This window comes from Leisingera aquimarina DSM 24565 (assembly GCF_000473165.1).
Classification (GTDB): domain Bacteria; phylum Pseudomonadota; class Alphaproteobacteria; order Rhodobacterales; family Rhodobacteraceae; genus Leisingera; species Leisingera aquimarina.
In genome coordinates this window covers 2875915-2901032 of record NZ_KI421504.1, presented here as the reverse complement: position 1 = coordinate 2901032, position 25118 = coordinate 2875915, and the positions used below count along the sequence as shown (strand labels likewise).

The 25118-nt window shown below is 60.6% G+C and carries 29 protein-coding genes; 17 read left to right on the top strand and 12 right to left on the bottom strand.

Translation table 11 applies throughout. The annotated features are described in order from the left end of the window. Positions 1 to 73 precede the first annotated feature (73 nt). The 6 genes from AQUI_RS0118470 (at position 74) to AQUI_RS0118445 (ending at position 5380) form a co-directional block, all read left to right on the top strand. Positions 74 to 988: a DMT family transporter gene (locus AQUI_RS0118470; protein WP_027258819.1), complete on the top strand. Its 915-nt coding sequence runs from the start codon at positions 74 to 76 to the stop codon at positions 986 to 988. Between the two features lie 55 nt (positions 989 to 1043). Then, the gene (locus AQUI_RS0118465; RefSeq protein WP_027258818.1) at positions 1044 to 1907 is read left to right on the top strand and encodes a hypothetical protein; all 864 of its coding nucleotides are present in this window, start codon (positions 1044 to 1046) and stop codon (positions 1905 to 1907) included. A gap of 59 nt (positions 1908 to 1966) precedes the next feature. Then, on the top strand, positions 1967 to 2884 hold the full coding sequence (gene metA, locus AQUI_RS0118460) for a homoserine O-acetyltransferase MetA (RefSeq protein WP_027258817.1): 918 nt from the start codon (positions 1967 to 1969) through the stop codon (positions 2882 to 2884). Next, on the top strand, positions 2859 to 3839 hold the full coding sequence (locus AQUI_RS0118455) for an alpha/beta fold hydrolase (RefSeq protein ID WP_035920080.1): 981 nt from the start codon (positions 2859 to 2861) through the stop codon (positions 3837 to 3839). Before metA ends, AQUI_RS0118455 begins: the two co-directional genes overlap by 26 nt. 61 nt (positions 3840 to 3900) lie before the next feature. Continuing rightward, a complete protein-coding gene (ppk2, locus tag AQUI_RS0118450; RefSeq protein ID WP_027258815.1) occupies positions 3901 to 4770 on the top strand; it encodes a polyphosphate kinase 2 in 870 nt (289 codons plus the stop codon). After that, entirely contained in the window at positions 4763 to 5380 is a 618-nt protein-coding gene (locus tag AQUI_RS0118445; protein ID WP_027258814.1) for a TetR/AcrR family transcriptional regulator, read from the top strand. The genes ppk2 and AQUI_RS0118445 overlap by 8 nt, the downstream gene beginning before the upstream one ends. 7 nt (positions 5381 to 5387) lie before the next feature. Here AQUI_RS0118445 and AQUI_RS0118440 read toward each other — a convergent pair whose 3' ends face one another. The 4 genes from AQUI_RS0118440 to rplM all read right to left on the bottom strand — a co-directional run bounded on the left by AQUI_RS0118440 (position 5388) and on the right by rplM (position 7908). Further along, positions 5388 to 6446, bottom strand: a complete 1059-nt coding sequence (locus tag AQUI_RS0118440; RefSeq protein WP_027258813.1) for an adenylate/guanylate cyclase domain-containing protein — start codon at positions 6444 to 6446, stop codon at positions 5388 to 5390. Further along, complete coding sequence (locus AQUI_RS0118435) at positions 6443 to 6811, bottom strand: group I truncated hemoglobin (protein WP_027258812.1); 369 nt, start codon at positions 6809 to 6811, stop codon at positions 6443 to 6445. The genes AQUI_RS0118440 and AQUI_RS0118435 overlap by 4 nt, the downstream gene beginning before the upstream one ends. Positions 6812 to 6958: 147 nt before the next feature. Next, positions 6959 to 7444 (bottom strand): 30S ribosomal protein S9, encoded by a 486-nt coding sequence (gene rpsI, locus AQUI_RS28415; protein WP_035920078.1) that lies wholly within the window; start codon positions 7442 to 7444, stop codon positions 6959 to 6961. Positions 7445 to 7449: 5 nt separating this feature from the next. Further along, on the bottom strand, positions 7450 to 7908 hold the full coding sequence (gene rplM / locus AQUI_RS0118425) for a 50S ribosomal protein L13 (protein WP_024090265.1): 459 nt from the start codon (positions 7906 to 7908) through the stop codon (positions 7450 to 7452). Positions 7909 to 8238: 330 nt separating this feature from the next. Here rplM and AQUI_RS0118420 point away from each other — a divergent pair, with 330 nt between their 5' ends. Together AQUI_RS0118420 and AQUI_RS0118415 are read left to right on the top strand one after the other, a co-directional pair. After that, positions 8239 to 8466, top strand: coding sequence for a hypothetical protein (locus tag AQUI_RS0118420; protein WP_027258810.1), 228 nt, complete (start codon positions 8239 to 8241; stop codon positions 8464 to 8466). 3 nt (positions 8467 to 8469) lie between these two features. Next, positions 8470 to 8745, top strand: coding sequence for a hypothetical protein (locus AQUI_RS0118415; protein ID WP_027258809.1), 276 nt, complete (start codon positions 8470 to 8472; stop codon positions 8743 to 8745). A 55-nt stretch (positions 8746 to 8800) separates the two neighbouring features. Here AQUI_RS0118415 and AQUI_RS0118410 read toward each other — a convergent pair whose 3' ends face one another. Then, complete coding sequence (locus AQUI_RS0118410) at positions 8801 to 10204, bottom strand: aminotransferase-like domain-containing protein (RefSeq protein WP_027258808.1); 1404 nt, start codon at positions 10202 to 10204, stop codon at positions 8801 to 8803. Between the two features lie 94 nt (positions 10205 to 10298). Between AQUI_RS0118410 and AQUI_RS0118405 the strand changes: the two genes are divergently transcribed. The 4 genes from AQUI_RS0118405 (at position 10299) to asd (ending at position 13366) form a co-directional block, all read left to right on the top strand. Then, positions 10299 to 10532, top strand: coding sequence for a DUF1127 domain-containing protein (locus AQUI_RS0118405; protein ID WP_027258807.1), 234 nt, complete (start codon positions 10299 to 10301; stop codon positions 10530 to 10532). Between the two features lie 245 nt (positions 10533 to 10777). Next, a complete protein-coding gene (gene speD, locus AQUI_RS0118400; protein ID WP_027258806.1) occupies positions 10778 to 11284 on the top strand; it encodes an adenosylmethionine decarboxylase in 507 nt (168 codons plus the stop codon). After that, positions 11281 to 12144, top strand: a complete 864-nt coding sequence (gene speE, locus AQUI_RS0118395) for a polyamine aminopropyltransferase (RefSeq protein WP_027258805.1) — start codon at positions 11281 to 11283, stop codon at positions 12142 to 12144. The genes speD and speE overlap by 4 nt, the downstream gene beginning before the upstream one ends. 325 nt (positions 12145 to 12469) lie before the next feature. After that, complete coding sequence (gene asd / locus AQUI_RS0118390; RefSeq protein WP_027258804.1) at positions 12470 to 13366, top strand: archaetidylserine decarboxylase; 897 nt, start codon at positions 12470 to 12472, stop codon at positions 13364 to 13366. Here the strand turns inward: asd and AQUI_RS0118385 are convergent. After that, the gene (locus tag AQUI_RS0118385; protein ID WP_027258803.1) at positions 13356 to 13778 is read right to left on the bottom strand and encodes a PaaI family thioesterase; all 423 of its coding nucleotides are present in this window, start codon (positions 13776 to 13778) and stop codon (positions 13356 to 13358) included. The genes asd and AQUI_RS0118385 overlap by 11 nt on opposite strands. A gap of 58 nt (positions 13779 to 13836) precedes the next feature. On the opposite strand from AQUI_RS0118385, the gene AQUI_RS0118380 reads away from it, so the two are divergent. The 4 genes from AQUI_RS0118380 (at position 13837) to gluQRS (ending at position 17870) form a co-directional block, all read left to right on the top strand. Then, complete coding sequence (locus tag AQUI_RS0118380; protein ID WP_027258802.1) at positions 13837 to 14625, top strand: enoyl-CoA hydratase; 789 nt, start codon at positions 13837 to 13839, stop codon at positions 14623 to 14625. A gap of 384 nt (positions 14626 to 15009) precedes the next feature. Next, complete coding sequence (gene trmFO / locus AQUI_RS0118375) at positions 15010 to 16365, top strand: methylenetetrahydrofolate--tRNA-(uracil(54)-C(5))-methyltransferase (FADH(2)-oxidizing) TrmFO (protein WP_027258801.1); 1356 nt, start codon at positions 15010 to 15012, stop codon at positions 16363 to 16365. Positions 16366 to 16398: 33 nt separating this feature from the next. Next, a complete protein-coding gene (locus tag AQUI_RS0118370; protein WP_027258800.1) occupies positions 16399 to 17013 on the top strand; it encodes a class I SAM-dependent DNA methyltransferase in 615 nt (204 codons plus the stop codon). Next, positions 17010 to 17870, top strand: a complete 861-nt coding sequence (gene gluQRS, locus AQUI_RS0118365; RefSeq protein WP_027258799.1) for a tRNA glutamyl-Q(34) synthetase GluQRS — start codon at positions 17010 to 17012, stop codon at positions 17868 to 17870. The genes AQUI_RS0118370 and gluQRS overlap by 4 nt, the downstream gene beginning before the upstream one ends. A gap of 45 nt (positions 17871 to 17915) precedes the next feature. On the opposite strand, the gene hisI is transcribed toward gluQRS, so the two are convergent. Then, positions 17916 to 18287 carry a phosphoribosyl-AMP cyclohydrolase gene (hisI, locus tag AQUI_RS0118360; RefSeq protein ID WP_027258798.1) on the bottom strand — a complete coding sequence of 124 codons (372 nt, stop codon included), beginning with the start codon at positions 18285 to 18287 and terminating at the stop codon, positions 17916 to 17918. 77 nt (positions 18288 to 18364) lie between these two features. Here hisI and AQUI_RS0118355 point away from each other — a divergent pair, with 77 nt between their 5' ends. Beyond that, entirely contained in the window at positions 18365 to 18817 is a 453-nt protein-coding gene (locus tag AQUI_RS0118355) for an iron-sulfur cluster assembly scaffold protein (RefSeq protein WP_027258797.1), read from the top strand. A 290-nt stretch (positions 18818 to 19107) separates the two neighbouring features. Here AQUI_RS0118355 and AQUI_RS32295 read toward each other — a convergent pair whose 3' ends face one another. The 5 genes from AQUI_RS32295 to sciP all read right to left on the bottom strand — a co-directional run bounded on the left by AQUI_RS32295 (position 19108) and on the right by sciP (position 25012). Continuing rightward, on the bottom strand, positions 19108 to 19230 hold the full coding sequence (locus AQUI_RS32295; RefSeq protein WP_275423038.1) for a hypothetical protein: 123 nt from the start codon (positions 19228 to 19230) through the stop codon (positions 19108 to 19110). A gap of 148 nt (positions 19231 to 19378) precedes the next feature. Further along, complete coding sequence (gene recG, locus AQUI_RS0118340; protein ID WP_027258796.1) at positions 19379 to 21469, bottom strand: ATP-dependent DNA helicase RecG; 2091 nt, start codon at positions 21467 to 21469, stop codon at positions 19379 to 19381. After that, positions 21466 to 23718 (bottom strand): NAD-dependent DNA ligase LigA, encoded by a 2253-nt coding sequence (ligA, locus tag AQUI_RS0118335; RefSeq protein ID WP_027258795.1) that lies wholly within the window; start codon positions 23716 to 23718, stop codon positions 21466 to 21468. Before ligA ends, recG begins: the two co-directional genes overlap by 4 nt. A gap of 169 nt (positions 23719 to 23887) precedes the next feature. After that, positions 23888 to 24607 carry a response regulator transcription factor CtrA gene (ctrA, locus tag AQUI_RS0118330; protein ID WP_027258794.1) on the bottom strand — a complete coding sequence of 240 codons (720 nt, stop codon included), beginning with the start codon at positions 24605 to 24607 and terminating at the stop codon, positions 23888 to 23890. Positions 24608 to 24724: 117 nt separating this feature from the next. Further along, positions 24725 to 25012 (bottom strand): CtrA inhibitor SciP, encoded by a 288-nt coding sequence (sciP, locus tag AQUI_RS0118325; protein WP_027258793.1) that lies wholly within the window; start codon positions 25010 to 25012, stop codon positions 24725 to 24727. Between the last annotated feature and the right edge of the window lie 106 nt (positions 25013 to 25118).

Sequence of the window (25118 nt, the reverse complement as noted above, 5' to 3'; positions counted from 1 at the left end):
CTTTTCGGGCGGGGTTTTCTTTTGCCGCAAGATCCGGGTCGCCTGGCCGCGCCCGGCGGGTTAGATGACCCGCATGAGCCCTCAAAAAACCATATCCCCCCGCGCCTGGGCCGAGCTGATACTGCTCGGCGTGATCTGGGGCGGCTCGTTTCTGTCGATCCGCATCGCCCTGGACGAAATCCCCGTTGTTACCCTTGTGCTGCATCGCTGCGGCTGGGCGGCGCTGTTCCTGTGGGGCGTGGTGGTGCTGATGCGGCTGCCGGTGCCAAAGGAGCCGCGTATCTGGGGCGCCTTTCTGGTGATGGGCCTTTTGAACAACATCATCCCCTTCGGCCTGATGACCTGGGGACAGCTGTATATTGAGACCGGCCTCACCTCGATCCTGAATGCGGCCACAGCCATCTTCGGCGTCATCGTCGCTGCGCTGGTGTTTGCCGACGAACGGCTGGCAGCACGCAAGGTACTGGGAGTGGCGCTGGGGTTTCTCGGCGTGGCCACCGCCATCGGGTTGGAGCAATTTGCCAATTTCGACATCCGAAGCACCGCGCAACTGGCAGTTCTGGCCGGCACCGTGTCCTATGCCTTTGCCAGTGCCTGGGCGCGGCTGAAACTGTCCGGACTGCCGCCGCAGGTAGCGGCTGCCGGTATGCTGACCGGCTCCACCCTCTGCCTGCTGCCGGCAGCCTTGCTGGTTGACGGCCCGGTTTCGCTGAGCCTGGAAACCGGCACCTGGCTATCCATTGCCTATTTTTCGCTGATTGCCACTGCTGGCGCCTATCTGCTGTATTACCGGGTGCTAGCGTTGGCGGGCAGCGGCAACCTGATGCTGGTCACCCTGATCATTCCGCCGGTTGCCATCCTGCTGGGCGCCTGGTGGCTGGGAGAAGAGTTGAAACCGCAGGCCTACGCCGGTTTTGCCCTGCTGGCAGCCGGGCTTATGGTCCTGAACGGCAAACCGGTCCTGCGGCGCAAACGCACACGGAATTGACCAAGCCCGCGCAGGTGATTAGCAAGGCGTGAAACCTTCAGGGACTTGGGATCTCATGCTTTACACTTCTGCGCAGGACTGGCGCGATGCGCCGAACAAACGGGTGCTGTTCTTTGGCATGTCCGGGCTTGGCAAAACCTATGTCAGCAACATCCTGCGCGGCGCCGGCAGCTGGTTCCACTACTCGGTCGACTACCGTATCGGCACCCGCTACATGGGCGAATACATCGCTGACAACGCCAAGGCGGAAGCGATGAAAGTTCCGTTTCTGCGGGACCTTCTATTGTCGGATTCGATCTTCATCGGCTCCAACATCACGTTCGAGAATCTGACCCCGGTTGCCTCTTACTTGGGCAAACCAGGCGATAAGGCCAAAGGCGGGCTGCCGATTGGCGAATATAAGCGCCGCCAGGAACAGTTCCGGGTCGCCGAAATCCGGGCGCTGCTGGATACGGAGTATTTCGCGGGCCGCGCTGAACAGCTTTACGGCTATCCGAATTTCATCTGCGATACGGGCGGGTCGATCTGCGAATGGGTCGATGCCAATGACCCGCACGATCAGGTCCTGTCGGAACTCAGCAAACACACGCTGATGGTCTGGATCAAGGGCAGCGACGCCCATACCGCCGAGCTGGTCCGCCGTTTTGACCGCGCGCCCAAACCGATGTCCTATCAGCCGGAGTTTCTGGACCGGGTCTGGCAAGAGTATCTCAAGGAAAATGGCATAGCTGAAGGGGATGTGGACCCCGATGCCTTCATCCGCTGGACCTATGCCCAGGCGCTGGCGCACCGACAGCCGCGCTATCAGGCGATGGCGGACAATTGGGGTGTCACGGTCACCGCCGATCAGATCTCTGCCGTCAGGGATGAGGGGGATTTCGAGGATTTGATCGCGTCCGCTCTTGAGGCCCGCGGCTAAGCCGCCTATCTGTCGAATTCCGCTATATCGTACACCCTTCCGCAAATCAGGACACTGACATGCCCATCAAGATGCCCGCAGATCTCCCCGCCTATGACGTTCTGACGAACGAAGGCGTGATGGTGATGTCGCCGGATCAAGCGGCGCGTCAAGACATCCGCCCCATCCGCATCGGCCTGCTGAACCTGATGCCCAAGAAGATCCAGACCGAGAACCAGTTTGCCCGGCTGATCGGGGCGACCCCGCTGCAGATAGATCTGAGCCTGATCCGGATGAGCGAGCACCGCACCAAAAACACCGCGGCTGAGCATATGGCCGAATTCTATCACTCGTTCCAGGAAGTGAAGCACCAAAAGTTCGACGGGCTGATCATCACCGGCGCGCCGATTGAGCATCTCGACTTCCCCGAGGTCACCTATTGGGACGAGATGCGGGAGGTGTTCGAGTGGACCCAGACCAACGTGCATTCCACCTTTGGCGTCTGCTGGGGCGGCATGGCGATGATCAATCATTTCCATGGCGTGAAAAAGCATATGCTGGATCACAAGGCGTTCGGCTGCTTCCGGCACCGGAACCTGGCGCCTGCTTCGCCCTATTTACGCGGGTTTTCGGATGATTTCGTGATTCCGGTCAGCCGCTGGACCGAGATGAAGCAGGCCGAAATCAGCGCGGCACCAGGGCTGAAGACGCTGCTCGGCAGCGACGAGGTCGGCCCCTGCCTGGTTGAGGACAAGGCGCACAACGCTCTCTATATCTTCAACCATTTCGAGTATGACAATGATACGCTGAAGCAGGAGTACGACCGGGACGTGGCCAATGGCACCCCGATCAACGTGCCGGGCAACTATTATCCGGACGATGACCCCAGCCAGCCGCCGCAAAACCGCTGGCGCAGCCACGCGCATCTTCTTTATGGCAATTGGATCAATGAGATCTACCAGACCACGCCTTATGAAATGGATCAGATCGGCCGCTAAAGTGCTGGTTTATGCAGGCCTTGCACTGGCGGCCGCTGCTGTGCTGACCAACTGGCAGGCGGGCCGCCGCGAGGCAGCGGCTGTCGCAAGCCACCCGCCATTGGGGCAATCCCTGGTGGTGGGCAGCCACCGGGTGCATGTAGTGGAGATGGGGCGGCCCAAAGGCAGCGCGCCGGATCTGGTGCTGATCCACGGCTCCAGCGGCAGTACGCGCGATATGACCTTCCGGCTGGCTCCTGCATTGGCAGAGGACTTCCGCATCCTGATCTTTGACCGGCCCGGACTGGGGTATTCGGACCGCATCAATGGCACCGGGGCCACCATCCGCCAGCAGGCCGGCCTGTTGCGCGCGGCTGCGGCGCAAATGGGGGCGGACAGGCCTATCGTGCTGGGCCAAAGCTATGGCGGCGCGGTTGCGCTGGCCTGGGCCGTTGACTATCCCGGCAGCCTGTCGGCCCTGGTGTCGGTTGCCGGGGTTTCGTACCCTTGGGACACACCGCTGGACACCTTTTACCGGGTGACCTCTTCGCCGCTCGGCAGTGTTGTCGCCGTGCCCGCCCTCACAGCCTTTGTCTCCCGCAAAACCGTTATGGAGACGCTGGACGCCGTGTTTGCCCCCCAGCCTGTCCCTGAGGGATATGCCCAGCATTTCGGCATCGGCCTGACACTGAGGCGCGGATCCCTGCGGGCCAATGCCCGCCAGCGCGCCAACCTGCTGGACGAGGTGAAATCCCTGACGCCGCACTACAGCAGCATCGGCGTTCCGGTCGAAATCATCCATGGAACCGCGGATGACACTGTCAACCCGGATCTCCACGCCCGGCAGCTTGCCCGCGATGTCCCCGGTGCCGCCCTGACCCTGCTGCAGGGTGTCGGCCATATGCCGCACCAAGTGGCAACAGACGAGGTGGCCGCCGCCGTGCGCCGCGCCGCCGCCCGCGCACATTTGCGTTAAAACGATTCACATTCCATAGTTCTTGCCCATATAAAGGGTTGAGGACAGAAGGGTTTTTCACATGCCGCTGCCATTTGACGGGGCCATCAGCCGCTTTTACCGGACCGGCGCGCCGGAGGAGATCCGCGAGGCCATCAAAGGCGCCGATAAAGACGGGATCCTCAGCCCAAGCTACCCGTACCGGGAGCGCATGAAGCGCAAGGCCTATGAAAAAGAGCTGGAAGCGCTGCAGATCGAACTGGTCAAGCTGCAGTCCTGGGTCAAATCCAGCGGTGCCCGCATTGCCATTGTCTTTGAAGGCCGGGATGCGGCCGGCAAGGGCGGCACCATCAAGCGCTTTCGCGAGAACCTTAACCCCCGCGGCGCGCGGATCGTGGCGCTTTCGAAACCCAGCGAGGCCGAGCAGAGCCAGTGGTACTTCCAGCGTTATGTCCAGCACTTGCCGTCGGGCGGCGAAATCGTGTTCTTTGACCGCAGCTGGTACAATCGCGGCGTAGTAGAGAAGGTCTTTGGCTTTTGCACCGATGAACAACGCGAGCGCTTCTTTCGTCAGGTTCTGGGTTTTGAACGGGCGCTGGCCGAGGATCGCGTGCATCTGTTCAAGTTCTGGCTGAATGTCGGCCGGGCAGAACAGCTGCGCCGGTTTCTGTCCCGCGAGTCCGACCCATTGAAACAATGGAAGCTCAGCCGGATTGACGTGAAGGGGCTGGAGAAATGGGACGAGTACAGCGCCGCCATTTCCGAAACCTTTGCACACAGCCACAGCGCCGAGGCCCCCTGGACCATCATCCGCTCGGATGACAAAAGGCGGGCCAGGCTGGCAGCAATGCGCAGCGTTCTGCACGCCGTCGACTATGACAGCAAGACCGCCGACGCGATTGGCGAATTGGACACCGGAATTTGCGGAGGCCCGGATATCTGGGATGCCTAAACGCGGTTATCATCACGGCAATCTGCGCCAGGCGCTGGTCGAAGCGGCCCTGCATCTGATTGAGGCCAAGGGCCCGACCGGGTTCACCCTGTCGGAGGCTGCCAAACAGGCAGGTGTGACCCCCGCCGCCGTCTACCGTCATTTCAAGGGGCGCGAGGATCTGATCGCCGAGGCCGGGCGGCAGGGCTATGCGATGTTTGCTGACCTCATGCAGCACGCCTATGATAAATACCAGCCCTCGGCCCTGGCCGCGTTCGAGGCCACAGGGCGCGCCTATCTCGCCTTTGCCCGCAAGCATCCGGGGCACTACATAGCCATGTTCGAAAGCGGCATTTCGGTGAACCGGACGCCGGAACTGGCTGATGCCGCCGCACGGGCACGGGCGATCCTGGAGCGCGCCGCTGCGGACCTCAGCCAGCATATCCCGGAAGATAAACGCCCGCCGGCCTCAATGTTCTCGGCCCATGTGCTGGCGATGAGCCACGGGGTGGTGGAGCTTTATGCTCGGAATTCTCCGGGGGCCGCCTCCCCTTTCCCGCCTGAGGACTTGCTGGAAAGCGGTATCGGTATTTACCTGCGCGGGCTGGGGCTGATTGCACCCGACGGCTAGAGCCCCTCTAGAACCGTCCGCTGGGTTGCCGGGCACCCAGTTCATCACCGACATTGACCAGATGCACCTCGCCGATGCCTTTGATATCCTCGAGGCCAATATCGGTGACGCGGAATTCTTCGGAGAGGGCTTCCTTCATTTCATCCGGGGCGACGATTTTCATTGGATTGGCGAAGACTTGCAGGCGGGAAGCCAGATTCACCGCCGGGCCGAAGACATCATAGACATACTTCTGAATGCCCACCACCGAGCCGACAGCAGAGCCGGTTCCCAGACCGATGCGCGCCTGCCATTTATGCTGATGGCTCTGGTTGCGCCGGTCCAGATACCGAAGGAAGCGGGTAGCGCAATGGGCCACCGCAGTGGCGTGGTCGGGCGCCGGTTCTGGCATTCCGGAAACCGCTAGATAGGCATCGCCAATGGTCTTGATCCGCTCGCAGCCGTATTGTTCGACGATGCGGTCAAAGGCCGTGAAAATATCGTTCAGCTCACCCAGGGTCACAGTCGGGTCTGTGCGGGACGCGAAATCGGTGAAATTCACAAAGTCCAGCATCACCACCGAGACCTTGGGGTAAAGCTGCGGGGTCACCACGCCGAAGGTCTTGAATTCCTCATAGACCGAACGCGGCATCAGGTTCAGCAACAACCGCTCCACCCGCTCCTTTTCACGTTCCAGCTCGCGGGTGTTGCGCTCCACCATGGCAGAATAGCTGTCAATCATGCTTTCCAGCTCGCGGATCCGGGTGATGTTCTGGCATTCCACCACCAGAAGCGCCTCGTTCAGATGGCTGGCCTGCGAAATATTGATGGCGAAAACCAGTGTGCGCCGCTTGCGCTTGATCTTCAGCTCCGCCGAATAGCGCAGCCCTTCGTCGCACAGCGGGCCGAGGTCGTCCGGCTGCAAGCCTTCGATGGCATCCGTAAGCGCCGCGTCCGGGCCAGGCGTGCCAAACCACTCCGCAAAAAGTTGATTGTGAAAGACAAATCCAAGATCAGAGGCGCGGACAACGGCGATCCCGACGCCAACAGCGCGCAGCAGCTGCTCGTTGATGGCGGCAATGCTCATGCGGCGTCCCGGTGGACGATGACGTTGCGCTTTGATTCGATTGCGGCAAGCGTGGCCCGGACATCCGGTTCGGACAACCCGTGCTGCTCCAGCGCGTCTTTCAGCAGCGCGCCCATTTCGTCAAAGTCATCATGGGTTATTGCTAAGGCCCGGTGCACCGTCTCCAGCCGCTCGTCGCTGAATGAGGCAGGCCCGCCCAAAAGCGAGGAAATGAACTTGGTCTGGTGGTCGATCAGCCGCGCCATATCCACCTCGGCAAAGTAATCACCGATCTGATCGGAATCGAGCGCCATCTCATAAAAGGTCATCACGACCCGGCTGATGGCACTGAACCCGCCGTATTTCTCATAGATGGTTTGCGGCATTGCAGCTCCCCCCAACAGAAAGCGGTGCCGGCCATGTTACGTTACTTTTGCGAAAATGTTAACGGTGCTGATCAGTCACCTGCTCCAGTACCAAAAAAAGGGCCGCCCAGCAGGCAGCCCTTTCCAATAATAGCAAAAGCGTGAACCTTAGCGCTTGGAGAACTGGAAGCTCTTACGGGCTTTAGCCTTACCGTATTTCTTACGTTCCACAACACGGCTGTCGCGGGTCAGGAAACCTGCCGCTTTCAGCGCGCCGCGCAGTGCAGGATCATAGAGCTGCAGCGCCTTGGAGATGCCGTGCTTGACCGCACCGGCCTGACCGGACAGGCCGCCGCCTTTGACGGTGGCATAGACGTCGAATTCGCCTTCGACACCGGCAACCTGGAACGGCTGACGAAGGATCATCTGCAGCACCGGGCGCGCGAAGTACTTGTTGATTTCCAAACCGTTCACTTCGACCTTGCCGGAGCCCGGCTTGATCCAGACACGGGCAACCGCGTCTTTACGCTTGCCGGTGGCATAGGCGCGGCCCAGTTCGTCGCGAACCGGCTCACGCGTGATGGTTTCTTCAGCCACTGCTTCCACACCGGTTGCAGCTGCGAGCTCTTCAAGAGTGTTGATCTGATCAGACATCTACATTAGCTCCGGGTGTTTTTCTTGTTCATGGATGCAACATCCAGAACTTCAGGGGCCTGTGCTTCATGCGGGTGCTCGGCACCGGCATAGACACGCAGATTGGTCATGATCTGACGGCTCAGGCGGTTGCCCGGCAGCATGCGCTTGACCGCTTGGGTCACAACGCGCTCGGGGTGCGCGCCTTCCAGGATTTCCTGTTTGGTGCGCGATTTGATGCCGCCCGGGTGGCCGGTGTGCCAGTAGAAGTGCTCTTCGCGCTTCTTACCGGTCATCTGCACCTTGTCGGCGTTGATGATGATAACGTTGTCGCCCATGTCCATGTGCGGAGTGAAGGACGCTTTGTGCTTGCCACGCAAGCGCATGGCAACGATCGAGGCAAGGCGGCCCAGAACAACGCCCTCGGCGTCGATCAGGATCCACTTCTTCTCGATGTCTGCCGGTGTAGCAGAGAAGGTTTTCATGGCAGGTTAATCCTGTTTGTCGTGACGGCAGAATCCCGGAAGGAAACGCCTGAATGCGATGGAGGGGGTTTACGGGGATCACAAAGCCACGTCAACAGAGGCGAGCTATAATAAAATAAGCAAAAACAACATGTTGAGAATTAGGTATCATTTTACCCCACAAATCTCGCACCTTCCGCACTATCAGGCAAAGCGGAGAGCGGATTAGACAACACTTTCTATTGATTTATCTCCCCACCTTGCACCAAGGCATTTGCTCCGGCTAGCCACCCGGCAAAATTCAACCAAGAGAGCACCGTTTTGAAACTCTCCAAATTAGCCCCCTTTCCCTTGGCCCTGCTGGTCACTGGTTGCATGCAATATGCGCCCGCGGAACAGCCGCCGGTTGCCGTATCCTACAAGACCGGCCTCACCGCAGCACGCGTTACCGGCTACACCGAGCCCTTCATACGCACTTTCTTCTTTGAACTGGATGAAGAAGAACGGCGACAGCAGGTTTTGTCCGGAAACAACCGCTCCTCCGTCACCGAACGCATTGAAGTGACTGGAGCTGTCTGAACATTGGACTCCGCCGAGTTTTCCGCCTCGTTCACGACGCCGGCGGTGGTTCGCTTGCCCAAGCTCAAAGATCGGCCAACATCGCTGCGGGTGAATTGCAAAGCGCCCGGCAGGTCGGCGGACACCAAAGTTCAGCCAACACTTGACGGGGTTATCGTTGCCCGCGGATCGGTCGCCGGACTGGTCGCTTCGGCGGTCACTGCCGGAATTGCCCCCGGCAAAGACAACTGGTCCTTTGGTGGCAACGATGTCCCGCTGTGGGTTAAACTGGAAGAGTAATCAGCAGCATTTCAACCCGGTGGGGGCGGCTTGCCAAAGCGGCCTCTTTCCATTTTCAAACGCTGATCTGCTCGGGCGGGTTGTCCAGCAGGGAGCGCAGGCGCAGCATCGCCTCCTCGAACTGTTTCAGCGGTACATGCGCGTTGATGGCAATGCGCACCGCATGGGGCGCGCGGCCGTCGCGCAGGGCAAATTCATCTGCCGAGCGGATCTGCACCCCGTTTGACTCGGCGGCCCGGGTAAAGGCGGCGGCGCGCCAGCCGGAGGGCAGCCGCAGCCAGACAAAGGGCACATCCGGGTTCCAGGTCAGATCAAACCCGCCAAGCGCATTGACGGCGACCCGGACATAGCGGGCCATTTCCCCGCGCACCGCCGCCACCAGATCAGGCAGCCGCGGATCGGTGAGCAGTATCCGCACCAGTTCTGCCAGCGGCTGCGCCAGGCCGAAGTATCCGTACTCCGCCACCCGCCGCAGGTCTGTCGACCGGCCCTCGGGCGCCAGCGCAAAACCGACGCGCAGGGCCGGTGTCAGGATCTTGGAGATCGAGGACACATGCCAGGCAAGCTCCGGCGCCAGCGACCGGTAGCTGGGTGCGCGCGACTCGCCCAGGCGGTAGCAATCATCCTCGACGATCTGCACCCCGTGGCGGCGGGCAATGCGGACAATTTCCTTGCGGCGCTCCAGCGGTGTGTGCAGCCCGGTCGGATTGTGAACCTCAGGGCTGGTGCACAGCACCGTGGCGCCGGTCTTGCGGATCGCCAGCTCCATTGAATCCGGCCGGATGCCGTGTTCATCCATGGCGACTTCGACCACCTGCGCCCTCAGCAGTTCCGCAGCGCGGCGGAACCCGGCATAAGTCAAATCCTCAACCATGATAACCGGCTGCGGGCCTTCCAGGATCGCTTGCAGAACCACCATCAGCCCGTTCTGACCGCCGTGGGTCAGGACAATGTCGTTTTCTGTGACCATGCCGACCGGCGACTGCCCCACCCATGCCGCCGCCGCCTGGCGCACCGGCAGATAGGCGTCACGGGTCGGATAATTCAGGAATTTCCGCGCCTCGCCTTCCGCCACTTTGTGCAGCGCCTCGCGCACCGCGGCCACCTGCCCCATATCGGCAATCCGCGGGCTGAACAGGCTGACATGACCGGGATCGCGCGCCTCCAGCAAATGCAGCTCCCGCGACCATACGTCATCGGGCACCGGCTTTTTCTTTTCGGCTACAAAGGTGCCGCGCCCGACCTCGGCCTCCAGCACGCCTTCATCAGTCAGAATGCTGTAGGCGCGGGCAACGGTGCCGGGCGTTATGCTTAATTGATATGCAAGGTCGCGCACCGGCGGCAGCTTTGTACCAATTTTCAAACTGCCCAATTCAACAGCAGACCGGATTGTATCTGCCACCTTTTTATACTTAGGACCTTTCGCCTCACCCAGGCTCTGCGGCCATATTGTACCCATTACAATCCATCCTTGGACAACATGCTCACCCCTTTGTATCAAAACATCACGACAAATCAACAGGATTGTATCAACACAATATAGGAAACCTCCCATGGTACAGCACACGCAAATGGCACATTCGAACATGTCCTATCTGATCAGCCGCCCGGGCCTGCCGGTGCTGGCGCAATGGGCCGTCCTCTTTGCTGTGCTGGTCACCAAGTGGAGCCTGCGCCGCCGCACAAGGACCCATCTCAAACACCTAAGCGCAGCACAGCTTAAGGACATCGGGCTGAGCCGCCAGGACGCCCATTATGAAGCCACTCTTCCGTTCTGGCGCCCATGATCCCCTGGGCAATAGAACAACCTGACGGCCGGGGTTCGCCCCGGCCCTTTTTTTGCCCGCCCTCATGATCCGCAGGATGCAGGTCCTTGCACGTTACCGGCTATGCAAAAATTAAAGGTTGATCGAATCTTCCCCCCGGCCTAAATGCCCCTCACTTTCGGTACCGATCCCAACCCCGGACCCTTATTCGGGGGGGCGCTAAGGAACCGGCTGGATTGCAATCTACTGGAACGAAGGGGAGTGTCATGAAAGACGCCAACCTCTTCCAACTGGGGATCGGTCTGGAGACAGGCGCCCATGAGGAAGATACCGCCCGCGGTGTAACAGCCGCGAATATCGACTCCGTTGTGGACTCGGACCGCGAAGACCATTTCATCCGCAAGGATGGCAAGGTGTTTGCTGGGACCCATCTGATCATCGAAGTAATGAAAGGCACCGGCCTGGACTGCGAAGCCCGCATCCAGAAAGCGTTTCGCGACTGCGTTGACATTTGCGGCGCCACCCTGCTGCACATCCACACCCACAAGTTTTCGCCCCAGGGCGTCTCCGGCGTGGCCGTGCTGGCGGAAAGCCATATCTCGGTGCACACATGGCCTGAAATCGGCTATGGCGCCTTTGACGTCTTCATGTGCGGCGATGCCGAGCCGTGGAAAGCCGTCGACGTGCTGAAAGAGGCCTTCAACACTGACATGGTGGAAGTGCGCGAACTGCTGCGCGGAGAGGAACTGATCGCCAAAGAGGTTGCCGCATGAGCAGTGCCAGCAAACCGGAGTGGGTGACGGAAAGCCTGCACGCACATTACGCCCAGGCCCTGCGCGTGGACGAAATGCTCTATGACAGCAACACCGAGCATCAGCGCCTGAAAGTGTTCCAGAACGGCCAATTCGGCCGCATCCTGACACTGGACGACGTGGTGCAGACCACCGAAGGCGACAACTTCATCTACCACGAGATGCTGACCCACGTGCCGATCCTGGCGCATGGTGCCGCAAAACGCGTGCTGATCATCGGCGGCGGCGACGGCGGCATGGCCCGCGAGGCGCTGCGCCACACGTCGGTCGAACATGTCACAATGGTGGAGATCGACGGCGGCGTGGTGGATTTCTCGAAAGAATACCTGCCGATGCTGAGCGACGGCGCCTTTGACGATCCGCGCCTCAATCTGGTGATCAGCGACGGCGCGTTCTTCATGAAAGAGAACACCGGAAAGTTCGATGTGATCATCGTCGATTCGACCGACCCGATCGGCCCCGGCGAAGTGCTGTTCACCGATACGTTCTATGGCCATGCGGCGCGGTCGCTGACCGCGGATGGCATCATCGTCACCCAGAACGGCGTGCCGTTCATGCAGGGGGATGAGCTGACCGGCACCCTGCGGGCGTTCCAGGCTCTGTTTGCCGATGCCTCCTGCTATCTGGCGTCGGTGCCGACCTATGCCGGCGGGCCGATGGCGTTCGGCTGGGGCAGCCACTCGGACAAGGCCCGTAATGTGAGCCTTGAGGATCTGGAGGCGCGCTTTGCCGCTGCCGGGATCGAGACCGGGTATTACAACCCGGAGATCCACAAGGCGGCGTTTGCCTTGCCGAACTACGTCAAAAAGCTGTTCCCGTAAGGGCATGCACAAGGGGGCTTCGGCCCCCTTTTCTCTACTGTATTTCTTTACTGCAATTGCACGGCCTTTGCGCTTGCAGCCAGCCCCTCCCCCTGGCCGGCTGTCAGTTTGCCCGGACCGGTGCCCTCGGCGGGCAATGACTGACAGCAGCTTCTTTCTGGTCCCAAATACCTCAGGGTGAATTGGCCAAAGGCCAAGAGGGGCAGCGCCTCTGTTCTTTTCGCACCTGCCGGGCAGCGCCCCTCTCTGCTGCGCAATTCCCCCTTGGCCCCGGCCGCGCATCTTGCTAGGCGCAGAAGAATTGAAACCGAACCTGGCAGGCCCCATGCAGCGTGATCCGATCCTTGTTGTTGACCGCGACACCGGCGAGACCTTTGAAGAGGTGGTGCTGGGCGAGAAGTGGATCCGCTGGGCCTATCAGAACGCCAGCGCAAAGCCGGTGGAAAAGCTGCTGTTCCGCTCGGCTTTGGTCAGCCGGTGCATGGGCGCCTGGTTCGGCTCGCGGTTTTCCAAGGCCAAGATCAGCGCGGTGATCAACGAGTTGTCCATCAACATGGCGGAAGCCACCGCACCGGCGGAGAGCTATGGCTGTTTCAACGACTTTTTTGTGCGGAACCTGAAGTCTGAGGCCCGCCCCTACAGCAAAGATCCGCGGGACATCGTCTCCCCGGCAGACGGCCGGGTGCTGGTGTTTCCGGAGCTAGCCGAGGACGTCTTTGTTCCCGTCAAAGGCCACCCGATGTCAGTCCGCACTATGCTGCCCAGCATTGCGGAGCGTTTCATCGGCGGCGCGCTGGCCATCGTGCGGTTGTGCCCGGCGGATTACCACCGCTACCACTTCCCTGCCGCGGGCCGGATCACCGGCGCCCAGGACATTGCCGGCGCGCTGCATTCGGTGAACCCGATTGCGCTGGGGGCCGGACCGGATGTGTTCGGAGAGAACAAGCGCTCCTGGACCCTGGTCGAGACGGAGACGTTGGGCACCTATTGTTTTGTCGAGGTCGGCGCCTTTGGTGTGGGCAGCATCGTCAACACCCGTACCGCAGGCGCAGTGCAGAAGATGGACGAAAAGGGTTACTTCAAATTCGGCGGCTCCACCGTGGTGGTGGTGTTTGAGCCCGGCAAGGTCCGTTTCTCGGACGATCTGCTGGCCAACAGCGCCAAAGGCCGGGAGACGCTGGTGAAGGTCGGCCAGCCCTTTGCCACCGCGATCAACGCTTAGGCGGGACCGAGTAGGTCATGCTGGCACGTGCCACCGGCTCTGCCAGCCCTTCAGAGTACATCAGCACATCGGCGACCGCCAGAGCCCGGCCCAGTTTCAACAGCCGCGCCTCGGCGATAATATCCGCGCCGGCCACGGGTTTGCGCATGAAATCCAGCGAACAATTGGTGGTGACGGCCAGCGCCTCGCGCCCCAGCTGCGACAGGATCAGCGCATAGATCGCGCAATCGGCCAGCGCAAACATCGACGGCCCCGACACCGTGCCGCCGGGCCGTAGATGCCGTTCGGCTGTCAGCAGCCGCATCCGCAGGCCGCTTTCATCCATCGCATCAATGGCAAATTCGCCTTTCACCTGCGGAAAAATCTCATGCAGGTAATCCGTCAGACCTGCGACATCAAATGCCAGCGCCATGCTTTCCCTTTCCCCTGTCCCTGCATAGAGTTGCCCCGAGATTTGCGAGGAGGGCAAGATGACAATTCTGAAACGTCACGACACGGGCGGCATTGCCCGGCTGACGATGGACACGCCGGAAAAACTGAACGCACTGTCGGACGAGATGCTGGCCGCACTGCAGGCGCAGATCGACGCCCTGCGTGAAGACAGCAGTATCAAGGTGGTGATCCTGTCCGGCACCGGCAAAGGGTTCTGTGCGGGCCATGACATCAAGCAGATGACCGCAGGCCGCACAGGCGACGATGGCGGCAAAGGTTATTTCCAGGATCTGTTTGCCCGTTGCACCAGCGTGATGACCGGATTGCAGTCCCTGCCCCAGGTCGTGATTGCCCAGGTGCATGGCATCGCCACGGCGGCGGGCTGCCAGCTGGTGGCCTCCTGCGATCTGGCGGTGGCCGCGGAAGACACCAAATTCGGCGTCAACGGGGTGAACATCGGGTTGTTCTGCTCCACCCCGATGGTAGCGCTGTCGCGCAACATCCCCCGTAAACAGGCGTTTGAGCTGCTGACCACGGGTGAATTCATCAACGCCGCCCGCGCGGTGGACTTGGGGTTGGCCAACCGTGCCGTGCCACTGGAGGAGCTGGAGGCGGAAACCACCCGGCTGGCGGAAACCATCGCCTCCAAGCTCGGCACTGCGGTGAAAGTCGGCAAACAGGCGTTTTACGAGCAGCTTCAAATGCCGCTGGATCAGGCCTATGACTATACCAGCGGCGTGATTGTCGAGAATCTGATGTACCGCGACACCATCGAAGGCATGGCCGCCTTTATCGAAAAACGCGCGCCCGACTGGCAGGAAAGCTGATCCCGCCGGATAAATTTACGGGAATTCCGGCCTGACCTCCGGAATTCTCCGAAAATTTTAGGCTTTGTTTACCAATCGGAACATATTGTTTCCTTAAGACGCCAGCCAAACGCCTTTCAATTCGGGCGGAAAGATGGCAAAGATTGGGCACGGTCGCTGATTAATCACTGACCGGCACAATTTGGGCTGCTGCTGCGGAAGGGTCCCTCCAACCGGTTCTCTCTCACCGGTGTACCATTCCCGCAGCGGCGGCCCCAAATTCCCCTCTCTCCCGGACAGATCACACGTACTTGGCAAGCCCCGTGCGAATTGTGGCAGCTCTGCGACCCGTATAGAACTGCCAAGCCTGTTGCGCAGACCCTCCCCCTGTCCTATGTGGCGGGCATGACAGATCATTCGGCACAGACATTGCATATCGTGGGCGGCGGCATGGCCGGGTCCGAGGCCGCCTGGCAGGCGGCGAACATGGGCGTATCGGTGGTGATCCACGAAATGCGCCCCAAGGTGGAAACCTTTGCCCACCAGACCGGCAACCTGGGCGAGATGGTCTGCTCCAACTCCTTCCGTTCGGATGATGACGAGCAGAACGCCGTGGGCCTGCTGCATTGGGAAATGCGCGCCGCAGGCGGGCTGATCATGACCACCGCCGATGAACACCGCCTGCCCGCCGGCGGCGCCCTGGCGGTGGACCGCGATCCCTTTGCCGAAAGCGTGACAGCCAAGCTGAAGGCGCACCCGAATGTCAGCGTTTCTTATCAGGAAATCACTGAACTGCCGACCGACGGCCACTGGATCTTTGCCACCGGCCCGCTGACCTCGCCGGAACTGGGCAAGGCCATTCAGGCCGAAACCGGGGCTGAGGCGCTGGCCTTCTTCGATGCCATAGCGCCGATTGTCTACGCCGAGTCGATCGACATGTCGAAGGCCTGGATGCAATCGCGCTATGACAAAGGCGAGACCGAGGAGGAGCGCACTGCCTACCTCAACTGCCCGATGGACAAGGACCAGTACGAGGCTTTCATCGACGCATTATTGTCAGCTGACAAAACCGAGTTTCACGAGGGTGAGACCGCCGGATATTTCGACGGCTGCCTGCCGATCGAAGTGATGGCAGATCGCGGCCGTGAGACGCTGCGCTTCGGCCCGATGAAGCCGGTGGGCCTGACCAATCCGCATCAGCCGGACGTCAAGGCCTATGCGGTGGTGCAACTGCGCCGCGACAACGCGCTGGGAACACTGTTCAACATCGTCGGCTTCCAGACCAAGATGAAATACGGCGCCCAGGCGCAGGTCTTTAAGATGATCCCGGGGCTGGAGAACGCCAGCTTCGCCCGCCTTGGCGGCATCCACCGCAACACGTTTTTGAACTCGCCCACCCTGCTGGATGCGCAGATGCGGCTGAAGACGAAACCCAACATCCGCTTTGCCGGCCAGATCACCGGGGTCGAGGGCTATGTGGAAAGCGCAGCGATGGGCCTGCTGGCAGGCCGGCTGGCTGCTGCGGAAATCCTTGCTCAGGACCTGCCAGAAGTTCCCCAGGACAGTGCTATGGGCGCGCTGATCCATCACATCACCGGCGGCGCCGAGGCCAAGACCTTTCAGCCGATGAACGTGAACTTCGGATTGTTCCGCCCGGTTGACGGCCTCAAAGGCGGCCGCCGCGGCCGCAAGGACCGCTACAAGGCCTACACCGACCGCGCCAAGGACGTTTGGCAAGAGTGGCTCCGCAACTTTTCCTAGACGGACTGCTGCTGCCGGGCCTAAACTTGCTACATGAGCGAAAAGTTTCTGGACAAGGCCTACGACCTTGAAACACCGGAAGCGACCCTGGAGCACTACAACCAATGGGCCGCTTCTTATGACGCCGAAATTGCCGAAAACGGTTACGCCACACCGGGCCGTATCGCCGAAGCATTGGCAAAGTTTCAGCCGGACATGAGCGTGCCTGTTCTCGACTTTGGCTGCGGCACCGGCCTGTCAGGCCTGGCGCTGAGAATGCAAGGGTTTGAAAACATAGACGGAATGGAACCGTCTGACGAGATGATCACCCAGGCCCGCAGCAAGGGCGCCTACCGCACACTGACACAGATTGACGTCACAGACAGCAAGCCGATCCCGCAGGGTGCCTACCGGCTGATCACCGGCTGCGGCGTTTTAGGCACCGGTGCGGCACCGCCTGCGGTGTTCGACATGATCCTGCAGGCCTTGCCGCGCGGCGGGTTGTTTGCCTTCTCCTACAATGATCACGCGCTGGCGGACCGGGCCTATACCGGTAAACTCAATGAATGGCTGGACTGTTCAGCAGCGCGGCTGCTATTCCGGGAACACGGGGATCACCTCCCTGGCATCGACCTGAAGTCCACAGTTTATGTAATTGAGAAAGCGTGACATTCACCACCCGTTTCGCGCCGTCGCCAACCGGACCGCTGCACCTGGGCCATGCCTATTCCGCCATCCTGGCACACGATATGGCCATGGCGGAAGGCGGCACCTTCCTGCTGCGTATCGAAGATATCGATCAGTCCCGCGCGCGTTCCGAATGGGAGGCGCAGATTCTTGAGGATCTGGATTGGCTCGGCCTGACTTGGCCGCAGCCGGTAATGCGCCAGTCGGACCGCCTGCCCCGGTATCGCGCCGTACTGGACCAATTGACAGTGATGGGCCTGACCTATCCCTGCCGCTGCAACCGTGCCGATATCGAAACCGCCGCAGGCGCCCCGCAAGAAGGGGTGCCGCAATTCGGCCCCGACGGGCGCATCTACCCAGGCACCTGCCGCGATCGCCCGGCATCCGAGGCCACGGACAAGGACGTGATCCGGTTGAACATGATGAAAGCCGTCCAGGCAGCTGATTTACGCAGCTTCACCGAGACTTGCCCGGAGTTCGAAGGCATCCATCCTCTGGACCCGGAACAACTGATCATGACCGTTGGCGACATCATCCTGGTGCGCCGGAACATGGGCACATCCTACCATCTGTCCGTCGTTGTGGATGACGCGGATCAAGGCATCACACATGCAGTACGCGGTGCTGATCTTTTTGAGGCCACACAGATCCACGTGCTGCTGCAAAGCCTGCTTGGCTTACCCACGCCCGTTTACCACCACCATCGCCTGATCCGCGATGACACCGGCAAACGCCTCGCCAAACGCGACGACGCCCGCGCCATAGCCAAATACCGTATCGAGGGCGCCACCCCGCAAGACATCCGTGAAATGACCGGCCTGCACGCTTCTTCTGGCTGAAAATATCCCCGCCGGAGGCACGGCCCGCCAGGGCCGTATCCTTGTTCAGCCCATCGGTTTCATCAGCTCAATCTCTTCGCCGCCGCGCACCGCTGTATAGAAACAGGTCCGCCGGTTGGTGTGGCAGGCAGCCCCGGTCTGACGCACCAGCGCCAGCAGGCAATCGCGGTCGCAATCTATCCGCAGGTCCACCAGCTCCTGCACATGGCCGGATGTTTCCCCCTTTATCCAGAACGACTGGCGCGAGCGCGACCAGTAGGTGACTTTGCGGGTCTCCAGTGTGCGGGCTACCGCATCGGCATTCATCCAGGCCATCATCAGAACTTCGCCCGAGGCCTCGTCCTGCGCAATGCAGGGGATCAGCCCGGCGTCATTATAGACCAGGCTGGCGGGATCAAAGGACGCGGCAATAGTCATGGATAAAAACCTTTTGCATCTGCTGTTCGGCTCCCTATGTATGGGGAAGAACCAAGCAGGGAAAGCCCGGGAAAGACATGGCTGGCGAAAGTGATCTGATCAAACTGTACTCCACCCGTATTCTGGCGCTGGCCGCGGATATCCCGCATCTCGACAGGCTCGAATCTCCCAGCGCCACAGTTAAGAAACGCTCGCCGCTCTGCGGCTCTGCCGTGACCGTCGACATTTCTATGGAAAACGGGCGGATCGCGGATTTCGGCCAAGACGTAAAGGCTTGTGCGCTGGGACAGGCCTCGGCGGCAGTGGTGGGTGCCCATGTCATCGGCCGCTCTCTGGAAGAGGTCGAGACCGCCCGCGACCAGCTGAAAGCCATGCTGACCCAGAACGGCCCGGTGCCGGACGCGCCTTTTGACGGGCTGGAAGTGCTGCAGCCTGCGCGCGAGTTCAAGAACCGCCACGCCTCGATCATGCTGGCGCTGGAGGCAACGCTGGAAGCCATGCAAACAGCCGCCAAGCAACACTGCGCCTGACGCGGCAGTTTGCAGCCCTGCACAGGTAGTCCGAAATACAGCAACGCGGCCTGCACCTGTGCAAATCACTACGCTGCTTGAGCACTCTTTCCTCGCATGAAAAAACCGCCGCGCATCCGGGCAGGATGGCGGCGGCAGTCATGCTCTGCTGTGCGGGACCCGGGCAGGCCAGGCTGGATATTGAGGCAATCCAATTGGGGATCGGGACAGGCGGTTGATCCCTCGAACAGTCCGGGACAGGAAAGGGCCGGCCCGGCACAGCAGATGCAATCAGGAATGGGAAAAGCGGATCAGAACAGCCCTGGAAGATGCAACGCCGCCACCAGCATCACCATCAGCGAGGCCGCTCCGATGGCGTCCTCCAGCAACGTCGAATGGGCGTTCTGCATAGTGGTTTTGATCTGTGCAATCATGGCTCGGGCCTCCTCCGGTCAGTCTCTTCGCTCTCTGGCAAGTTTGTTGCCTCTTTGTTCTCATTTTTAAGAACACCTGTAAAGAACTTTCTGAGAACATTTGCGAACAAACTGGAACACCACAAGAGAGAACGCTTTAAAACGCGTATTAACCCACTGTAATCAAACGGATTGCTTGATCCTGCTTCATCAGCCACAGAAGAACACGCGCAGCCTTGCCGCGGTCGCTCTCCAGCTTGGGATCGGAGGCCAGCAGCGCCCGCGCGTCGCTTTGCGCCACCGCCATCAGCCCGGCCTGGCGTTCCAAATCGGCAATCCGGAACCGTGGCAGGCCGGATTGCGCTGTGCCGATCATATCGCCTGCCCCGCGCATCTGCAGGTCGGTTTCCGAAATACGGAAGCCATCCTCGGTTTCGCGCAGCACTTCCAGCCGCTTGCGTCCGCCTTCGGTCAGCGGCGGCTGATACATCAAAAGGCAGGTTGACTGCGCACTGCCGCGTCCCACCCGGCCGCGCAACTGGTGCAGCTGCGCCAAGCCAAAAATCTCTGCCCGCTCAATCACCATGATCGAGGCATTGGGCACGTTCACCCCCACCTCAATCACCGTGGTGGCCACCAGAACCTTGGTCGTGCCCTCCTGGAACGCTGCCATGGCCGCATCTTTGTCCGCAGGCGGCATCTGACCATGCACAAGGCCAACTGTGCCCTCACCCAGAATGGCGCGCAGGTGCTTGAACCGTCCCTCTGCTGCGGTCAGGTCGCTCAGCTCTGACTCATCGACCAGCGGGCAAACCCAGTAACACTGGCGCCCTTCTGATATGGCCTTGCGCAGATGGTCCACTACTTCTTGCATCCGCTCGGTGCTGATCACTGCGGTCTTGACCGGCTTGCGCCCCGGCGGTTTCTCGTCCAGCACCGAAACATCCATGTCGCCATACTGTGCCAGCGCCAGCGAGCGCGGGATCGGCGTGGCGGTCATTACCAGGACATCAGCCCCCTTGCCCTTTTCCGCCAATTCCATCCGCTGCCGCACCCCGAAGCGGTGCTGTTCGTCGACAATGGCAAGCCGCAGGTCGCGGAACTCAACGTCCTGCTGGAACACCGCATGGGTGCCGACCAGAATATGAATATCACCGCGTTTCAGCGCCGCCAGCTTGGCCTTTCGCTCCGCCCCTTTGTCACGCCCGGTAAGGATCTCAATCACCACACCTGCGTCCTCGGCCAGTGGTGCAAGCCCTTCCATATGCTGCTGTGCCAGAATCCCCGTAGGGGCCATCATCACCCCCTGACCGCCTGCTTCAACAGCGACCAGCAACGACATGAAAGCAACCAAAGTTTTGCCTGATCCGACATCCCCCTGCAAAAGCCGGTTCATCCGTTTGTCAGTCGCCATATCCGCCGAAATTTCCGCGATTGCACGGATCTGGGCGCCGGTCGGCCGGTAGGGCAGCGCCTTCAGCACGCGGGATTGCAAACGGCCATTGGCATGGCTTTCAATGCCGCGCAACTTCCGTTCGGTCTGACGGGCCAGCGCCAGGGTCAGTTGATGGGAAAACAGCTCATCATAAGCCAGCCGCGCCCGTGCTGGCGCCTGCGGGTCCAAGTCATCAGGCCCCTGCGGTGCATGGGCCGTTTGCAGCGCGTCATGCCAAGCAGGCCAAGCTTCCTTCAGCATCTGCGCCGGGTCGATCCATTCCGCCAGCTCCGGCATCCGCGACAGCGCGCTTTGCGCTGCCTTATACATGGTCTTCTGGGTAACCCCGTGGGTCAAGCTGTAGACCGGCTCGTACTCCGGGATCTCATGCGCCTCTTCCACCGGCAGCATGTGGTCCGGATGAACCATCTGGGCCAGCCCGTCAAACAGCTCCAGCTTGCCCGAGACCACACGGCGCGCGCCCTCCGGCAGCTGAGCCTCCAGATAACGGCTGCGGCCATGGAAGAACACAAGCTGAAATTCGCTCTCCGCATCTTCCACATGAATCCGGTAGGCGCCGCCCCGGTTGCGGGCAGGACGATGATTTCCGATGGTCACTTCAACCGTCAGTGTTGCGGGCAAGTCCACCCCGCGGATGGTCTTGCGCCGCCGCCGGTCCACGACCGAATACGGAAGCGAGAACAATAAGTCACGCGGCGTTTCTATCTCAACCTGAGTGAGAGATTGCGCAGTCTTCGGGCCGACCCCTTGCAAGGTCTCGGCACCGGCGAACAGCGGAAACAGGATCTCAGGACGCCCGCTCATGCCTCTGCAATCAGCTCCAGCCAGCCGTCTTCATCCATTGTTCTGATGCCCAGCTCTGCCGCCTTCTTGGCTTTTGACCCGGCCCCAGGCCCGGCCACCAGAATGTCGGTCTTTTTGGACACCGAACCGGACACCTTGGCACCCAAAGCTTCGGCCCGCGCCTTGGCTTCGGCGCGGGTCATCTTTTCCAGAGTGCCGGTGAAGACCACGGTCTTGCCCGCCACCGGGCTGTCTGATGCCGGTGCATCCGGCGGGACGACGGTCAGTTTGGCCATCAGCCGGTCAAAGGCCGCACGTTCTTCGGGGTTGGCAAAGGCGTCTGACAGGGACAGGCCCAGCACTGCGCCAATCCCATCAACGCCGATGAGGTCCGCCCAAGCAGAGGCGGCTTCGGCAGGAACATCGCACCTGGCAATGGCTGTATCGCGGGCGTCCTTGATGCGGGCACGGCGGCCTTCCTGCATGGCAGCCTGGCGTTCAGCCTCCTCGGCCTCATCCGCTGCCCGGTGCGCCAGCGCGGCGGGTCGCGCGGCGTCAACCGCCTCCGCCATCGCGTGCCATTCCCGGTAGTGCAACGCCAGATCGCGGCCGGCAACTTCGCCCGCGTGGCGGATGCCCAGGGCAAAAATCAGTTTGGCCATCGGGATGGTGCGTTTTTCAGAAATCGCAGCAAACAGGTTATCCGCAGATTTTTCGCCCCACCCGTCCCGGTTCTTCAATTGCTGTAAGCCAGAGCCATAGTTTTCTTGCAAATCAAAGATATCCGCGGGTTCTTTCACCCATCCGTCGGAATGAAACTGCTCCACCTGTTTGGCGCCCAGACCCTCAATGTCAAAGGCCGCGCGGGACACAAAATGCTTCAGCTTTTCCACCGCCTGCGCCGGGCAGATCAGGCCGCCGGAACAGCGCCGCACGGCATCGCCTTCCTCGCGCACAGCCGGGCTGGAGCATTCCGGGCAAGTCTGCGGGAACTGATAGGGCGCGGCATCCGCAGGCCGCTTGGCCAGATCCACATCAGCCACTTTCGGAATAACATCGCCGGCCCGGTAAATCTGCACCCAATCGCCGATGCGGATGTCCTTGCCCGCCCGGATCTCCTCGCCCTTGGAATCGAGGCCCTGAATGTAATCCTCGTTGTGCAGCGTCGCATTCGACACCACAACGCCGCCCACGGTCACAGGAGTGAGGCGGGCAACCGGACTCAGCGCGCCTGTACGACCGACTTGAATGTCGATGGCCTCCAGCCGGGTCCAGGCGAGCTCTGCCGGAAACTTATGCGCGACCGCCCAGCGGGGCGTGGTCGAGCGGAACCCGAGCCGCCCCTGCAGCGCCAGATCGTTAACTTTGTAAACCACGCCATCGATATCGTAGCCCAGTGTCGCGCGCTGTTCTTCGATGCTGCGGTAATGCGTGATCATCTCATCAACCGACACGCAAAGCCGGGTCAGCGGGTTGGTCTGAAAGCCCAAGGATTGCAGCCGTGCGATGGCTTGCATCTGCGTTTCTGCGAGGGGTGCACTCAATTCGCCCCAGCTGTAGGCAAAGAATCGCAAAGGGCGGGCACGGGTGACTTCCGCATCCAGCTGCCGCAGAGAACCGGCCGCGGCGTTGCGCGGATTGGCAAAGATTTTGCCGCCGCGCTCGGCGTGCCGGCTGTTCAGCGCCTCGAAGTCCGCGTGACTCATGTAAACTTCGCCGCGCACTTCCAGCACATCCGGCGCGCCGTCCAGTTGCTGCGGGATGTCGCCGATGGTCAATGCGTTGGCAGTCACGTTCTCCCCGACACTGCCATCGCCACGGGTTGCGGCCTGCACCAGCTTGCCCTGCTCATAGCGCAGCGACAGCGACAGCCCGTCGATTTTGGGTTCTGCGGTAAAGGAAAGCCCGGCATCACGCTCCAGGCCGAGGTAATTGCGGATGCTGCGGTCGAAATCGCTGACGTCTTCGTCGGCAAAGGCGTTACCGAGTGACAGCATGCGCACGGAATGGGAAATCTTACCGAACCCAGAGGCAACCGGAGCCCCCACCGTATTAAGCTGAGTGGCATCTGCCGCTAGATCCGGATATGCCTCTGCCAGCGCACGGTACCGCCGTTTCAGCGAATCATATTCCGCATCGCTGATTTCTGGCGCGTCGGCCTGATGATAGGCCAAATCCGCCGCACGAAGCTGTTCTTCCAGTCCGAAAAACTCGGCCTGCGCTTCTTCAGCCGACAGGTTGGCCACGTCTTTTTCTGTTTTCTCTGCCACGCGCGGTCCCTCTTCGTTCTCCCTTTTGGTGATAAGCTGCCGCGCTGGCCGCGTCCAGCGCATCTGACAACCCGCACGCTGCAGGCGTCAAAAAGCAAAAAGACCCGCCAACCGGCAGGTCCTTGCAACCGCCGGCACATCATCATGTGCCGGCCGGGTGATCATCCTTTCAGGCGCCGACAGCCATCCGCTGGCCGCCCGACATGTGGTCTTCCTGCGGATCCCGCAGCACATAGCCGCGTCCCCAGACGGTTTCGATGTAATTCTCGCCACCTGTTGCATTGCTAAGCTTCTTACGCAACTTGCAGATGAAAACATCAATGATCTTCAGTTCAGGCTCATCCATGCCGCCATAAAGATGGTTCAGGAACATCTCCTTGGTCAGCGTGGTGCCCTTGCGCAACGACAGAAGCTCCAGCATCTGGTATTCCTTGCCAGTCAGATGCACCGCCTTGCCATCGGTCTCAACCGTTTTGGCATCCAGGTTGACCGAGATCTTGCCTGTCTTGATGATAGACTGCGAATGCCCCTTGGAACGGCGGATGATCGCATGGATCCGCGCCACCAGTTCCTCGCGGTGGAACGGCTTGGTCAGATAGTCATCCGCGCCAAAGCCGAAGCCCTTGATTTTATTGTCGGTATCATCGGCACCGGACAGTATCAGAATGGGCGTTTCGATACGGGACATGCGCAGCTGGCGCAGTACCTCGTGGCCGTTCATATCGGGCAGCCCCAGATCCAGCAGGATCAGGTCGTAGTCGTAAAGTTTGGCCAGATCGATCCCTTCTTCCCCCAAATCCGTCGAATAGACGTTCAGGTTGGCATGGGTCAGCATCAGTTCGATGCTTTTGGCCGTGGTCGGATCATCCTCAACCAGCAGAATGCGCATATTATTTTCTCCGCCTGTACACTGTTTCCCTCAGGTCGCGTTAACCTTGGTGGAAAAAAGTTAATGCCTCGTTACCATGATGGTTAATTTACAAATGCAACTCAAGGGCGGGCCTGGCTATTTTGCGTCAGGGCTGCGGAATTTCTTGAGACGTGTGGTTTTCAGGGCCTCTTCGCCATGGTCTGCAACCGCTGCAACCCAGCTTCGGAACTCTTCCTCGCTCAGCCCGTACCGTTGCATGGCCTCCTTCTGAGGCAGCAGCCCGTACAGAACACCGCGCACCACCGCGGCCTTGCGCGAGGCAACCCAGCGCCTGGTGGTTTTCGGCGGCAGGTCCGCCTGGGTCATGATGGTGCCATCCGGCAGGGTGACGGCGCGCGGCCCGTCCACTTTCTTCAAAAACATATTTCTTCCCTCGAAGATCTTGTTCGTTGAGGTCTGACACCAGAATTTCCGATCAGGCTTAACGGCGCGTGAACCACGGCCCTTGAGAGTCTGTAGGATTTTCCTA

Bases quoted from the DNA above. Each gene is read 5' to 3' on its own strand.
- AQUI_RS0118355 (WP_027258797.1), top strand. From the start codon at position 18,365: ATGGCTGGCGAAAGTGATCTGATCAAACTGTACTCCACCCGTATTCTG.
- AQUI_RS0118440 (WP_027258813.1), bottom strand. From the start codon at position 6,446: ATGAGCATTGCCGCCATCAACGAGCAGCTGCTGCGCGCTGTTGGCGTC.
- AQUI_RS0118380 (WP_027258802.1), top strand. From the start codon at position 13,837: ATGACAATTCTGAAACGTCACGACACGGGCGGCATTGCCCGGCTGACG.
- AQUI_RS0118465 (WP_027258818.1), top strand. From the start codon at position 1,044: ATGCTTTACACTTCTGCGCAGGACTGGCGCGATGCGCCGAACAAACGG.
- AQUI_RS32295 (WP_275423038.1), bottom strand. From the start codon at position 19,230: ATGATTGCACAGATCAAAACCACTATGCAGAACGCCCATTCGACGTTG.
- AQUI_RS0118470 (WP_027258819.1), top strand. From the start codon at position 74: ATGAGCCCTCAAAAAACCATATCCCCCCGCGCCTGGGCCGAGCTGATA.
- AQUI_RS0118385 (WP_027258803.1), bottom strand. From the start codon at position 13,778: ATGGCGCTGGCATTTGATGTCGCAGGTCTGACGGATTACCTGCATGAG.
- asd (WP_027258804.1), top strand. From the start codon at position 12,470: ATGCAGCGTGATCCGATCCTTGTTGTTGACCGCGACACCGGCGAGACC.
- speE (WP_027258805.1), top strand. From the start codon at position 11,281: ATGAGCAGTGCCAGCAAACCGGAGTGGGTGACGGAAAGCCTGCACGCA.
- recG (WP_027258796.1), bottom strand. From the start codon at position 21,469: ATGAGCGGGCGTCCTGAGATCCTGTTTCCGCTGTTCGCCGGTGCCGAG.
- speD (WP_027258806.1), top strand. From the start codon at position 10,778: ATGAAAGACGCCAACCTCTTCCAACTGGGGATCGGTCTGGAGACAGGC.
- sciP (WP_027258793.1), bottom strand. From the start codon at position 25,012: ATGTTTTTGAAGAAAGTGGACGGGCCGCGCGCCGTCACCCTGCCGGAT.
- ppk2 (WP_027258815.1), top strand. From the start codon at position 3,901: ATGCCGCTGCCATTTGACGGGGCCATCAGCCGCTTTTACCGGACCGGC.
- AQUI_RS0118410 (WP_027258808.1), bottom strand. From the start codon at position 10,204: ATGGGTACAATATGGCCGCAGAGCCTGGGTGAGGCGAAAGGTCCTAAG.
- AQUI_RS0118445 (WP_027258814.1), top strand. From the start codon at position 4,763: ATGCCTAAACGCGGTTATCATCACGGCAATCTGCGCCAGGCGCTGGTC.
- rpsI (WP_035920078.1), bottom strand. From the start codon at position 7,444: ATGTCTGATCAGATCAACACTCTTGAAGAGCTCGCAGCTGCAACCGGT.
- ctrA (WP_027258794.1), bottom strand. From the start codon at position 24,607: ATGCGCATTCTGCTGGTTGAGGATGATCCGACCACGGCCAAAAGCATC.
- hisI (WP_027258798.1), bottom strand. From the start codon at position 18,287: ATGACTATTGCCGCGTCCTTTGATCCCGCCAGCCTGGTCTATAATGAC.
- AQUI_RS0118370 (WP_027258800.1), top strand. From the start codon at position 16,399: ATGAGCGAAAAGTTTCTGGACAAGGCCTACGACCTTGAAACACCGGAA.
- trmFO (WP_027258801.1), top strand. From the start codon at position 15,010: ATGACAGATCATTCGGCACAGACATTGCATATCGTGGGCGGCGGCATG.
- AQUI_RS0118435 (WP_027258812.1), bottom strand. From the start codon at position 6,811: ATGCCGCAAACCATCTATGAGAAATACGGCGGGTTCAGTGCCATCAGC.
- rplM (WP_024090265.1), bottom strand. From the start codon at position 7,908: ATGAAAACCTTCTCTGCTACACCGGCAGACATCGAGAAGAAGTGGATC.
- AQUI_RS0118455 (WP_035920080.1), top strand. From the start codon at position 2,859: ATGAAATGGATCAGATCGGCCGCTAAAGTGCTGGTTTATGCAGGCCTT.
- AQUI_RS0118405 (WP_027258807.1), top strand. From the start codon at position 10,299: ATGGTACAGCACACGCAAATGGCACATTCGAACATGTCCTATCTGATC.
- metA (WP_027258817.1), top strand. From the start codon at position 1,967: ATGCCCATCAAGATGCCCGCAGATCTCCCCGCCTATGACGTTCTGACG.